This is a genomic window from Martelella sp. FLE1502, assembly GCF_053484255.1.
The window spans coordinates 248,293-260,292 of sequence record NZ_JBAKFQ010000002.1 but is presented as its reverse complement, the minus strand read 5'-3'; the positions used below and the strand labels follow the sequence as shown (position 1 = coordinate 260,292).

Genomic DNA, 12,000 nt, shown 5'->3' with positions numbered 1-12,000 from the left:
ATGAGCGTGACCGAGACCGATACCAACGGGCCGGGCATTGGCGAGCGTGAAACGTTCGCCAGCGCCAACAGGAGCGTGTGGCTGAGACTGGCAACCAACCCGACAGCGGTGATCTCGATCGCGCTTCTGGTGTTGATCAGCCTCAGCGCCATCCTCGCGCCTGTGATCGCGCCCGGCAATCCGATGCGCATCAATCCGGTGGACCGGTTCCAGCCGCCGGGTTTCGCCCATCCCTTCGGTACAGACAATCTCGGTCGCGACATGTTCAAGATGGTGCTTTACGGGGGGCGGACCTCGCTCCTCGTGGGCCTGATCGTCACCGCGATCTCGATGAGCATCGCGGTGATATTCGGCGCAATCTCCGGCTTCTATCACAAGGTCGACATGGTGCTCATGCGCTTTGTCGACGGGCTGATGGCGTTTCCGGGCATCGTGCTGGCAACGGCGGCCGCGGCGATCCTCGGGCCATCGAGCCGCACCGTCATTATCTCGCTGTCGATCGTGCTGATCGCGCCATCGCTGCGAGTGGTCAGGGGGCAGGTTCTGGTGGTGCGCGAATTACAGATGATAGAGGCGGCGCGGGCCGTGGGCGTTCCCACATTGCGGCTGTTCACCCGCTATATCCTGCCGGCCGTCAGTTCGCCGATCCTGGTGCAGGCGTCCTTCATCTTCTCCGCCGCCGTGCTCGGCGAGGCGGCGCTCAGCTTCATCGGCGTCGGTATCGGCCCGCGCGAGTTGAGTTGGGGCAACGCGCTGACGGAGGCCCGCAACTATATTGCCGCTGCGCCATGGATCGTGGTGTTTCCCGGGCTGGCGCTGATGCTGACGATCCTCGCGCTCAATCTTCTTGGCGACAGTCTGCGCGATATTCTCGACCCACGTCTGGCACGGAGGCGCTGACATGCTGCGATATCTGGCAAAACGCTTCCTGATGATCCTGCCGACGATCTTCGTGCCGTTGATCCTCGTCTTTCTTCTACTCCGGCTGTCGCCGGGCGATCCGGCAGGCATGATGCTCGGCGATCAGGCGACGCCCGAACAGATCGCGGCGCTGAGGGCCGAGCTCGGGCTCGACCAGCCGATCTGGACCCAGTTCTTTATCTGGCTGAAGGATATCCTGACGCTCAATCTCGGCGATTCCATCTTCTTCCGCAAACCGGTGATGGAGGTGATCCCGCCCTATGCCGCCGTGACCATCCAGCTTGCCGCGGTCGGTCTGGTACTGGCCATCATGTTCGGCGTCACGCTTGGCACGCTGTCGGCGATGAAGCGCAACAGGCCGGTCGATCGCGCCGTGGTCACCTCCGCCGTGCTCGGCATCTCGCTGCCGGAGTTCTGGTTCGCTCTGCTGTTGATCTTCGTCTTTGCGGTCACGTTGCGCTGGTTTCCGGTCGCGGGCTACAATCCGCCGTCGGCCGGGCTGATCGCCTTTGCCTCGACCATCTTCCTGCCGGCGTTGGCGCTCGGCATCCGCCAGTCGGCGTTGATGACCCGGATGATGCGCTCCTCCATGCTTGACGTTCTGAACGAGCCCTACATCACCACCGCCCGCGCCCAGGGCCTGCCGGAAAGCAAGGTCATCGGCCAGTATGCGATGCGCACGGCCTCGATCCCGGTGGTGACCGTTGCCGGGCTTTCGGCGGGTTACATGCTCGGCGGCGCGGTGGCGATCGAGATCATCTTCGCGCTGCCCGGCCTCGGGCGGATGCTGGTGGAGGCCGTGGGCCGGCGCGACTATCCGCTGGTCGAAGGCGGCGTGCTGACGATCTCGCTGGTGCTCGCCGTCCTCAACCTGGCGATCGACATCGTCTATGCCTGGCTCGACCCGCGGATACGCTACCAATGACCGAGACAACACCACCCGTCGTCCTCGATGTCGAGGGCCTCAACCTGTCCTTCCGCACCTCGAACGGCCTGCTGCCGATCATCACGGACGTTTCCTTCAATGTCCGTCAGGGCGAGGCGGTGGCGCTGGTCGGCGAATCCGGCTGCGGCAAATCGGTCACCGCCAGCGCGGTCATGGGGATCGCGCCCGACAATGCCGTGATCAGCGGCCGGATCACGCTCAACGGAAAGGTAATTTCCGACCTGCCGCCGAAGAAGCGCCGCGCGCTCTGCGGCCGGCATATGGGCTTTATCTTCCAGGAGCCGATGACGGCGCTGCATCCGACGCTCACCATCGGAAGGCAGATGACGGATTCCATCCGGCACAATCTCGGCCTTGGCCGTGCGGCCGCGACCGACCGTGCCGCCGAACTGCTGGACCGCGTCGGCATTCCCCGCCCGCGCGAAATCCTGAAGGGCTATGTCCACCAGCTTTCCGGCGGCATGCGCCAGCGGGTGATGATCGCACTGGCGATTTCCTGCGGGCCCTCGCTGGTAATCGCCGACGAGCCGACGACGGCGCTCGACGTCACCATCCAGGCGCAGGTGCTGGACCTGCTCGACGACATGCGCCGCGAGCTTTCGCTCGGCATGCTGTTCATCACCCACGACCTCGAAGTGGTGGGCGATTTCTGCGACCGGGCGGTGGTGATGTATGCCGGCGATGTTGCCGAGCGGGGCAGGGCGGCCGACATTGTCCGCCGGCCCGAGCATCCCTATACCAGCGGCCTGCTCGCCGCCGTGCCCGCCGATGACGATCTCCGCGACCGGCTGACGCCCATTCCCGGCAGTGTGCCGCCGGTCGGCCAGTGGCCGAAAGGCTGTCGCTTCGCGCCGCGCTGCGCGCGCGCCGACGCGGCCTGTCGCGATCGGCCCTTGCTTGAACCCAAACGACAGACCGAAGCCCGGTGCTGGCATCCGATGGAGGAACAGGCATGAGCGAACCTCTCCTGAACGTCACCGGCCTTTCGAAAAGTTTCAGCGCGGTTCAGGCTGTGCGCGGCGTTGACCTTGCCATCCCCAGGGGCAGCACCTTCGGCCTTGTCGGCGAATCCGGCTCCGGCAAGTCGACCACCGCCCGGCTGGTGCTCCGGCTGATCGAGCCGACGGCCGGCGAAATCCGCTTTCGCGGGCGCGACCTGTCGAAACTCGGCGCGGCCGCGCTGCGCGCCGAACGACGGCATATGCAGATGATCTTCCAGGATCCGTTTGGCTCGCTCAATCCGCGCATGTCGGTGCGCGAGACGCTGGTTGAGCCGCAGCTCGTCCACGGCGTCGGCACGCCGGCTGAACGCGTGCGCACTGCAGCCCGCCTGCTGGACGAGGTGAGCCTGCCACAGGCCGCCCTTGACCGGTTTCCGCACGAGTTTTCCGGGGGGCAGCGCCAGCGTATCGCGATCGCCCGCGCGCTTGCCACCAATCCCGAGCTGATCGTCGCCGACGAGCCGGTATCCGCGCTCGACGTTTCTGTTCAGGCGCAGGTGCTGAACCTGATGCGCGATCTTCAGGACCGCCACAACACCACCATGCTGTTCATCTCCCACGATCTGAGGGTGGTGCGCTTCATGTGCGACGAGATCGCGGTGATGTATCTCGGCGAGATCGTGGAACAGGGCCCGAGCGCTCGCATTTACAGCGCACCGGCGCATCCCTATACGAAGGCGCTGCTCGATTCCGTGCCCGGCAAGGGCCAGGAACGGCGTGCGCGGCTTTCCGGCGAGATTCCGAGCGCGCATGCCATTCCCTCGGGCTGCGCCTTTCGCACGCGCTGTCCGCTCGCCTTCGACCGCTGCGCCCGTGAAGCGCCGGCGATGCACGAAACCGGCGGCGGGCAGCGCGCGGCCTGTCATCTTCTGGAAGAGAGGGCGGCATGAGCGCTTTTGAGGAGATTGCCGCAAAGAGCCGAAAAGCGACCTATCACGGGCTTTCAGACGGGAAAACGGCGCGGTTCATGAATATCCGTTATGCCGCGCCGCCGCTTGGGCCCTTGCGATTCCGCCTGCCGCAACGCATCGAAAACGAGGGCGATATCGATGCACGAAAACCCGGCTTCGCTCCGCCGCAGCAGCGCAGTGATCCGCCCGCCTGGGCGCCGCGCGGCGCGGGTTTTGAAACCGGCGAGGATTGTCTCAACCTTAATATCTGGACGCCGGCGGTCGACGGGGCAAAGCGGCCGGTGATCGTCCACGCCTTCGGTGGCGGATTCCAGACGGGGTCAGGGCAGGGGACCTTTCATGACGAGCCCGGCTTCGTCGCCCGCGGCGATGTCGTTCTGGTGCGCCCCAATATGCGGGTCGGCGCGCCGGGCTTCCTGCATCTCGCCAAAGCCTTCGGCCCGGATTACGCGGCCGCCAATCGCGGCATGCTGGATTTCATCGCGGCTCTTGAATGGGTGCGCGACAACATCGCGACCTTTGGCGGCGATCCGGACAATGTCACGCTGGCCGGCATGTCGTCGGGAGCGTTCACCATTTCGGCGCTGTTCGGCGTCGATGGCGTAGCCGAACTGTTTCGCCGCGTCTGGGTGATGAGCGGACCGGCGAGCCGGATCATCGACGCGAACACCGCCACCGACATGGCCGCCGATTTCCTCGACCGGGCCGGCATTGCGCCGGGCGACGAAGCCGCCCTTGGGGCGATCGGCTTCGACGATATACTGCGCCTGCAGGGCGCGGTGTTGGCCACCCATCTCGGCGAGCGAAACGCGCCGGGCGGGCGGACATTCGGCATCGTGCTCGATGGCGCGAGTCTCGCTCGCCACCCGATGGACGGCCTCGCCACGGGCCGCTTCAAGGATTACGGCATCGTTGCCGGCTGGACCCGCGACGAGGCGCGGATGTGGTATGCCATGGGCGTGATGCCGGAGGTCAAGGATCGCGCCGGCGTGCTGCGCACCATCCGGCTGTTCTTTCCCGACGACGCAGACGCGAGGCTCGCCGCGCTGGAAAAGGAACAGCCGGGTAGAGGCTTTAGCGCATACGAGGAAGTCTTCCTGTCGCGCACCATCTACCGCGATCCGGCGCTCGCCATGCTCGCCGCCCACCGCGCCACCGGCGGAACCGGCTATGGCTACGAATTTCGCTGGTCCCCGCCCGGCGAAAACGCCCGCCTCGGCGCCGCCCACGGCTTCGACGAACCCTTTGCTTTCGATAGCATCGACCGTTTCCCGCTTGTTCGTGGGGACGAGGATGCCCCCGCTCTCGCCCGCGCCATGTCTCGCGCCCTTTTCAGCTATGCGCGCAACGGCGATCCGGGATGGCCATGTTTCGGCGCGGAGGCTTTCCGCAAATCATGGGACAGCCCATACGGCGACTGAACCACCGAACCACCGAACCGCCGCCAAGGAGGCCCGCCACACATTCTCTTGCGTGTGGCGGCGCACGCATGCTGGCCATCAGTCAGGCCGGTTCCGACCATTCGGACGGGAGCTCAATCACCAGACGCTGCCGGACATCGCCGGCATTGGCGGCCACGAGAAGCGCGTAGCGGCCGGCGGGCGCGATCCAGCTCTGGCGTTCGACATCGAAATAGGCGAGATCGCGCGGCGTGATCTGCAGACGGGCCTCCCCGCTCTCGCCCGGTTTGAGCGCGAGACGCGCGAAGGCGCGCAGTTCCTTTTCCGGGCGGGCGACGGGCACGTCTTCCACCATCGTCTCCGGATGCACATAGAGCTGCACAACCTCGACCCCATCCATCGATCCGGCATTCTCTAGCGGCACGGTGACCGCGATGCCTGTCTCCGTCATGATGCCGGTGTCGGCGCTTGCCTCGCCCCAGCCCATCTGCGTGTATCCGAGGCCGAAACCGAAGGGAAAGAGCGGCGGCACATCATGGCTGTCGTGATGGCGATAGCCGACGAAAACGCCTTCATCGTAGCGCACATGCCCGTCCTTGCCGGGATAGGTGAGCGCGTCGTCGCTCCAGGCTGAATTGTCCTTCATGCGCTTGGGGAAGGTTTGCGGCAGCCTTCCGCCGGGACAGGCGGCGCCGCTCAGCACATCGGCAATCGCATTGCCGACCTCCTGGCCCGGATACCAGAACTGGACGACCGACTTCACCTTGTCGAGCCAGGGCATCTCCACCGGCCCGCCGGTCTGCAGAACCACGACCGTGTTCGGGTTGACGGCGGCAACGGCCTCGATCAGCGCATTCTGCCGGCCGGGCAAGGCCATGTCCGGCAGATCGTACCCTTCGCTGTCCCATTCCTCCTGGCGGCCGACGAACAGCACCGCCATGTCCTGCTCGCCCGCAAGTCGGACGGCATCGTCGATTTCCCGCTGCCCCATCGTCTTCTCGATCCCGAACCGGAGCGCGCGAACGGTGATGCCGCGCTCGGCGGTTTCCGGAGAGCGGTATTCAATCACGAGCTGATAGGTGGTTCCGGCCTGAAGCTCGACCTCAGCCAGCCTTTCGTCATTGGCGGTCCCGAAGAAGTTCTGACCCGGCTTCCAGTCGCTCTCGCCGTCGACCAGCAGTTCGCCATCGAGATAGGCGCGCGCAAGACCGGCATTGGTCATCCCGGCGCGAAACGTCCCGCTTTCCTCTGCGGTGAAGCTGGCAACCGCGCGCACGGAAAAGTCGTTCGGGTCCAGCTCCGGGACGGGCAGGTCGAACCAGAAGCAGTCGAGCGTATCCTGGGTCTCGGTGTGGACGGGCGCGCCTTCAAGGCGGCGGCCATGGAAATAGCGGAGTTCGATATCGCCCTGCAAGGCCTGCGTCAGCCGGCTGTTTGTGCAGCCCTTGGCATGGGAAACACGATTGTCGCCGAAGGCGGTCTTCAGTCCTTCGACCGGCGTAACCCGATAGGGCGCGTTGATCTGCGCCGATCCGCCGCCCATCAGCCGCGCCACGGCCGCATTGGGGCCGAGGGCCGCAATCGACACGCTCTTGTCCAGCGGCAGCAGATTGCCTTCGTTCTTCAAGAGCACCGCGCCCTCCGCGCCAAGGCGGCGGATCAGCGCGCGGGTCTCGGGCGCATCCCGCGATCTTTCCGGCTCGGGTCCGTTGCTGTCGAAAGCGCCGACACGGTCGAACAGGACGAGCAGGCGGCGCGTGGCGGCGCGGATCGTTTCCGGGGCGACCGCGCCGGCCTTTACGGCTTCCAAAAGCTTGGCGCCGCGATAGCGCGTCGGCCCCGGCATTTCGAGATCATGTCCGGCATTCACAGAGTCCGCGACCGAGTTCGTGCCGAACCAGTCCGACATGAAGATGCCGTCATAGCCGAACTCACCGCGCATCACGTCCTGCAGCGCCCATTTGTGGCTGTCCATATGGACGCCGTTGAGACGGTTATAGCCGGTCATCACGGCCCAGACGCCCGCCTTTTTCACCGCGGCCTCGAATGGCGGCAGGTAGATTTCGCGCAGCGTCCGCTCATCGACATCGGACGAGATCGTCTGCCGGTCGATTTCGGAATCATTGGCGACGAAATGCTTGATCGTCGCCGCGACGCCATTGTCCTGCAGGCCCTTGATATAGGCGACCGCGAGCATGGAGGTCAGAAACGGGTCTTCCGAATAGCACTCGAAATTGCGCCCGTTCAGCCCCGAACGATGCATGTTGACCGTCGGCGCCAGCAGCACCCGCGCTCCTTTCGAGCGCGCCTCGGCAGCCAGCGTCGCCCCCATTTCATAAGCCGCGTCGCTGTTCCAGCTTGCGCCAAGCGAAATGGCGCAGGGAAAGGCGGCGGCCGGCGTTCCATTGGTCAGGCCTCCAGCGCCGCGCGCGCCATTCGGGCCATCTGAAACCTTCACGGCCGGGATGCCGAGGCGCGGGATCGGGACGGTGGTCCAGAAATCCGCGCCCGCCATCAGCGATACCTGCTCCTCCAGCGTCAATTCGTCCAGAAGCTGGTCGATATTGATGGCCGCGCCGCCAGTCTGATCGCTGTTCATACTCGCCTCCCTTGATTTCCGGCATGCTCGTTCTTGACCGACAACCGCCTGATCGGTTCGGCGTCGAGCACTGTCGCGACACGAAATCACAAAAAGCTACCAATTACTAGGTTTTTAAATCGGGCGCGTTTCATGTATTCTGGAAGCCGAATGGAGACGCCAGCGCATGCCTACGAAAGACCCGATGCAACCAGCCCCTCAAAAGACGGAGAGCCGTGCGCGCGGTCCCTATGGAAAGGGCCGGCAGCGGCGCGCGGAAATCGTGAAGGCGGCCGTTCGGGTGTTCAGCCGGTCGGGCTACCAGAATGCGGCCATTGCCACCGTCGCCGCGGAAGTGGGACTGACGCTTCCCGGCCTGCTGCATTATTTTCCAAGCAAGACCGATCTGCTGCTGGCGGTTCTGGAACAGCGGGATGCGATCACCGCCGACATGTTGCCGAATGAGGACGCCGGCTGGCGGGCTTTCCTTGGCTCGCTTGCGGATATCGTCCGGTATAACGAGACGATCCCGGGCGTGATCCGCGCCTTCGCGCTTCTCTCGGTGGAAAGCCTGTCGGCGGATCACCCGGCAGCAAGCTGGTTTGCGGAACGGTCGACAAAGACGCACGCCATGATCGCCGAAGCGCTCAGATCCGGCCAGGCCGAAGGCTCGTTCGATCCGGCAGCCGATGTCGACAAACTCGCTTTCGAGATCATCGCCATGATGGACGGCCTGCAGGAGCAATGGCTGCGCTCCGGTGAAACGCTCGACATGGCCGGCATTTTCGAGACCTATCTCGACCGCCTGGTGCGCCAGCACGGCCGGTAAAGGCGGTTGCGGCCACCACGGGCCGGTTCTCGGTCGAGTGCGTCTACAGCGAAGACACCAGATGACCGCCGTCGACCGGCAGGTCGATACCGGTGATGTGGCGGCCCGCGTCGGAGGCAAGCAGGAGCAGCGGGCCTTCGAGGTCGGAAATCCTGCCGATCTTCTTCATCGGCGTCCTTGCGATCAAGGCGAGGCCTTCGGGCGTCTCAAAGAAGCCCGCATTCATCTCCGTCTCGACATAGCCCGGACAAAGCGCGTTGACGCGAATGCCGTGAGCGGCCCAGTCGAGCGCCAGACATTTGGTGAGGTGCGAGGCGCCAGCCTTCGACGCCGAGTAGGCGGCCAGGCCGCGCGAGGCCCGAAGCGCGGTAATCGATGAGATATTCACGATCGACCCGCCGGTCCCTTCCCGTTCCATGCGGCGCGCGACGGCCTGGGCGACCAGAAACAGACCGCGCAGATTGGTATCAAGCGTCTTGTCCCAGTCGCTGGCGGAGATTTCAAGTGATCTGCCGAAGGTCGCCACGCCGGCGTTGTTCACCAGAATATCGATGCCGGGCGCGACGGCGTTGACCGCGGCCTCGACGGCGTTCTCGTCCGTGACATCGAGCTCGACGACCTGAACATCGGCGCCGCCTTCAATGAGCTTGCGCTTCAGAGCCTCGAGCTTTTCCACGCGCCGGGCGGCCAGCGCGAGCCTTGCCCCATGCCGCGCGAATATTTCTGCGAAGCCCGCGCCAAGGCCGCTCGATGCGCCCGTTATCAAGACTGTTTTGTGTTTCAGATCCTCAAACATTCCGTCCCCCCGGCCAGCCTCAGACGACAACCAAAATCAGCCATTCGCAGACCAGTGCCGGTTTGTCCTCGTGTTCGATATCGACGGCGACGTCGAGCGTCAGTTGCCACTGGCCCGGCTTTCGCGCGACAAGGTCCTTGAGAACAAAGCGGCCTCTTATTCTTGAGCCGGCCTTGACCGGCGAGACCATGCGCACCGCGTTGAAGCCGTAATTCACCGACATCGAGACCCCCTCGATGGTTCCGACGGCATCGTCGAAAAGGGCCGAGAGCAGGGAGAGCGACAGAAAACCATGCGCGATCGTCCCGCCAAACGGCGATTTGCGGGCGCGATCCGGGTCGACGTGGATAAACTGATGGTCGTCGGTCGCCTCCGCGAACCGATCGATGCGGTCTTGCGTGACCTCCCGCCAGTCGGAATACCCGATCTCGCGGCCGATTCTGGACCGCAGCGCGTCCAGACTGATCGATCCATGCGCCATCAAAGAACCTCGAACAGCCCGGCCGCGCCCATGCCGCCGCCGACGCACATGGTGACGACGACATATCTGACGCCGCGACGTTTGCCCTCGATCAGGGCATGGCCGACCATGCGCGCGCCCGACATGCCATAAGGGTGGCCGATGGAAATCGCGCCGCCATCGACATTGAGACGATCATCGGGAATGCCGAGCGTGTCGCGGCAATAAAGCACCTGAACGGCAAACGCCTCGTTGAGCTCCCAAAGGCCGATATCGTCGACCTTGAGATCAAAGCGTTCGAGCAGTTTGGGCACGGCGAAGACCGGGCCGATGCCCATTTCATCCGGCTTCGTGCCCGCGACCGCCATGCCCACATAGCGCCCGAGCGGCGAAAGACCGCGCCGTTCGGCAAGACCGGCCTCCATGACGATAGCGGCCGAGGCGCCATCGGAAAGCTGGCTGGCATTGCCCGCCGTGATGACGCCGTTGTCGCGCACGGTCTTCAGCCCCGCCAGGCCCTCGGCGGTGGTCTCCGGCCGGTTGCCTTCATCCTTTGTCAACGTCACCTGGCGCTGCGACACCGCGCCGGTCGCCTTGTCGACGACATTCATCACCGCTGTCACCGGGATGATTTCGGCGTCGTAGCGGCCCGCCGCCTGTGCTGTAGCCGTCCGTTGTTGGGATTGCAGCGCGTAGGCGTCCTGCGCCGCGCGGCCAATCCCGTAACGCTTGGTCACGATCTCGGCGGTATCGATCATCGGCATGAAGGTGTCGTCGTGCATGGCGACGAGCTCGGCATCCATATCGACCCGCTGGTGTTCGGTCTGCACCGTGGAAATGGATTCGACGCCGCCGGCGAGAACGACATCCATGCGGTCGATAATCACCTGCTTTGCCGCCGTGGCGATTGCCATCAGGCCGGAAGAGCACTGCCGGTCGATCGTCATGCCGGGCACCGTGACGGGCAATCCGGCCCTCAGCGCAGCGGTGCGGCCGATCGTGTGCTGATAGCCCTGCGGCAGAGCCGAGCCGATAATGCAATCGTCAATCTCGCCGGCGTCGACTTGAGCGCGCTCCACTGCCGCCTTGATGGCGTGCGCGGCGAGGCTGGGTGCCGGCAGATTGTTGAAAGCGCCACGATAGGCCTTGCCGATCGGCGTGCGCGCCGTGGAAACGATAACCGCGTCGCGCATTCAGGCCCCCTGCCCTGCCGAAAAACCGGCATTTTCCAATTCGAGCGCGCCCTGGGCCGATCCGTTTTCGGGCACCAGCATTTCGTCGGCATCGCCAAGCTCTTCCAGTCTGGCGAGGATCTGCTCGGCCACATCATCGCCGCTGCCAAGATAGCGCCCCTTGGACAGGGTGATCCGGGCCGTCTCAAAACTTCCGGCACCGGCGCACAGAATGGTCTTCGTCGGGGCTTCATTGGCCACGAGCGCCAGCACCGCGGGACTGACCCTGGCAGGATCGAGCGCGGCCAGCACATCATCCGGCATCAGGCCTTCGAGCATGCGCGTTCCGGCCGTCGGGGCCAGGCAATTGACCTTGACGTCGTATTTCGCGCCTTCGAGCGCCAGTGTGTTCATCAGACCGACCAGCGCGAGCTTGGCCGCGCCGTAATTGGCCTGACCGAAATTGCCGTAGAGACCGGTTGAGGACGTGGTCAGCACGATGCGGCCGAAACCGCGGCTGCGCATGCCGTCCCAGACGGCCTTCACGCAATTGACGGATCCCATCAGATGCACGTCCAGCACCAGCCGGAAGTCGGCGAGGTCCATCTTGGCAAAGGTCTTGTCCCGGAGGATCCCCGCATTCGCCACCAGAATGTCGACCTGGCCCCAACGCGCCTCGGCATCGGCGACCATCGCCTGCACCTGGCCGAAATCGGTGACATCGGCGCCATTGGCCACCGCCGCGCCGCCCGCGGCCGTAATTTCCTCGACAACCCTTGTCGCGGCCTCGGTCGAGCCGCCCGAGCCATCGACCGCGCCGCCGAAATCATTGACGACGACGCTTGCGCCGCGCCGCGCCAGCAACAGCGCGTGCTCCCGCCCGAGACCGCCGCCCGCGCCGGTCACGATTGCCACCTTGCCGGTCAAGTCAATTGCCATCTGCCACCTCCTCCAGAAATCCGAATATGGGCCACGCGGATGGTGGC

Annotated in this window: 11 protein-coding genes; 6 read left to right on the top strand and 5 right to left on the bottom strand. The window is 64.8% G+C overall.

The window, feature by feature from the left end; all coding sequences use genetic code 11:
• The 5 genes from V6767_RS03060 to V6767_RS03040 are packed head-to-tail and all read left to right on the top strand — an operon-like array spanning position 1 to position 5,200.
• A complete protein-coding gene (locus V6767_RS03060; RefSeq protein WP_448472072.1) occupies positions 1–900 on the top strand; it encodes an ABC transporter permease in 900 nt (299 codons plus the stop codon).
• Between the two features lies 1 nt (position 901).
• Positions 902–1,846, top strand: coding sequence for an ABC transporter permease (locus V6767_RS03055; protein WP_448472071.1), 945 nt, complete (start codon positions 902–904; stop codon positions 1,844–1,846).
• Entirely contained in the window at positions 1,843–2,823 is a 981-nt protein-coding gene (locus V6767_RS03050; protein WP_448472070.1) for an ABC transporter ATP-binding protein, read from the top strand. Before V6767_RS03055 ends, V6767_RS03050 begins: the two co-directional genes overlap by 4 nt.
• On the top strand, positions 2,820–3,758 hold the full coding sequence (locus tag V6767_RS03045) for an ABC transporter ATP-binding protein (RefSeq protein ID WP_448472069.1): 939 nt from the start codon (positions 2,820–2,822) through the stop codon (positions 3,756–3,758). The genes V6767_RS03050 and V6767_RS03045 overlap by 4 nt, the downstream gene beginning before the upstream one ends.
• Positions 3,755–5,200 (top strand): carboxylesterase/lipase family protein, encoded by a 1,446-nt coding sequence (locus V6767_RS03040; RefSeq protein ID WP_448472068.1) that lies wholly within the window; start codon positions 3,755–3,757, stop codon positions 5,198–5,200. The genes V6767_RS03045 and V6767_RS03040 overlap by 4 nt, the downstream gene beginning before the upstream one ends.
• Positions 5,201–5,282: 82 nt before the next feature.
• Here the strand turns inward: V6767_RS03040 and V6767_RS03035 are convergent, their stop codons facing one another.
• Positions 5,283–7,778, bottom strand: coding sequence for a beta-glucosidase H (locus V6767_RS03035; RefSeq protein WP_448472067.1), 2,496 nt, complete (start codon positions 7,776–7,778; stop codon positions 5,283–5,285).
• Between the two features lie 166 nt (positions 7,779–7,944).
• Between V6767_RS03035 and V6767_RS03030 the strand changes: the two genes are divergently transcribed.
• Positions 7,945–8,586 (top strand): TetR/AcrR family transcriptional regulator, encoded by a 642-nt coding sequence (locus V6767_RS03030; protein ID WP_448472066.1) that lies wholly within the window; start codon positions 7,945–7,947, stop codon positions 8,584–8,586.
• A 43-nt stretch (positions 8,587–8,629) separates the two neighbouring features.
• Here the strand turns inward: V6767_RS03030 and V6767_RS03025 are convergent, their stop codons facing one another.
• From V6767_RS03025 to V6767_RS03010, 4 genes are read right to left on the bottom strand one after another with little or no spacing between them, the layout of a single operon-like run.
• On the bottom strand, positions 8,630–9,382 hold the full coding sequence (locus tag V6767_RS03025) for an SDR family NAD(P)-dependent oxidoreductase (RefSeq protein ID WP_448472065.1): 753 nt from the start codon (positions 9,380–9,382) through the stop codon (positions 8,630–8,632).
• A gap of 19 nt (positions 9,383–9,401) precedes the next feature.
• On the bottom strand, positions 9,402–9,863 hold the full coding sequence (locus V6767_RS03020) for a MaoC family dehydratase (RefSeq protein ID WP_448472064.1): 462 nt from the start codon (positions 9,861–9,863) through the stop codon (positions 9,402–9,404).
• Positions 9,863–11,035: an acetyl-CoA C-acyltransferase gene (locus tag V6767_RS03015; protein ID WP_448472063.1), complete on the bottom strand. Its 1,173-nt coding sequence runs from the start codon at positions 11,033–11,035 to the stop codon at positions 9,863–9,865. Before V6767_RS03015 ends, V6767_RS03020 begins: the two co-directional genes overlap by 1 nt.
• On the bottom strand, positions 11,036–11,953 hold the full coding sequence (locus V6767_RS03010; protein WP_448472062.1) for an SDR family NAD(P)-dependent oxidoreductase: 918 nt from the start codon (positions 11,951–11,953) through the stop codon (positions 11,036–11,038).
• Positions 11,954–12,000: the final 47 nt, after the last annotated feature.

What these genes read in the sequence shown, in the direction of transcription:
- V6767_RS03060 (WP_448472072.1), top strand. Translation starts at nt 1, where the DNA reads ATGAGCGTGACCGAGACCGATACCAACGGGCCGGGCATTGGCGAGCGT.
- V6767_RS03055 (WP_448472071.1), top strand. Translation starts at nt 902, where the DNA reads ATGCTGCGATATCTGGCAAAACGCTTCCTGATGATCCTGCCGACGATC.
- V6767_RS03050 (WP_448472070.1), top strand. Translation starts at nt 1,843, where the DNA reads ATGACCGAGACAACACCACCCGTCGTCCTCGATGTCGAGGGCCTCAAC.
- V6767_RS03045 (WP_448472069.1), top strand. Translation starts at nt 2,820, where the DNA reads ATGAGCGAACCTCTCCTGAACGTCACCGGCCTTTCGAAAAGTTTCAGC.
- V6767_RS03040 (WP_448472068.1), top strand. Translation starts at nt 3,755, where the DNA reads ATGAGCGCTTTTGAGGAGATTGCCGCAAAGAGCCGAAAAGCGACCTAT.
- V6767_RS03035 (WP_448472067.1), bottom strand. Translation starts at nt 7,778, where the DNA reads ATGAACAGCGATCAGACTGGCGGCGCGGCCATCAATATCGACCAGCTT.
- V6767_RS03030 (WP_448472066.1), top strand. Translation starts at nt 7,945, where the DNA reads ATGCCTACGAAAGACCCGATGCAACCAGCCCCTCAAAAGACGGAGAGC.
- V6767_RS03025 (WP_448472065.1), bottom strand. Translation starts at nt 9,382, where the DNA reads ATGTTTGAGGATCTGAAACACAAAACAGTCTTGATAACGGGCGCATCG.
- V6767_RS03020 (WP_448472064.1), bottom strand. Translation starts at nt 9,863, where the DNA reads ATGGCGCATGGATCGATCAGTCTGGACGCGCTGCGGTCCAGAATCGGC.
- V6767_RS03015 (WP_448472063.1), bottom strand. Translation starts at nt 11,035, where the DNA reads ATGCGCGACGCGGTTATCGTTTCCACGGCGCGCACGCCGATCGGCAAG.
- V6767_RS03010 (WP_448472062.1), bottom strand. Translation starts at nt 11,953, where the DNA reads ATGGCAATTGACTTGACCGGCAAGGTGGCAATCGTGACCGGCGCGGGC.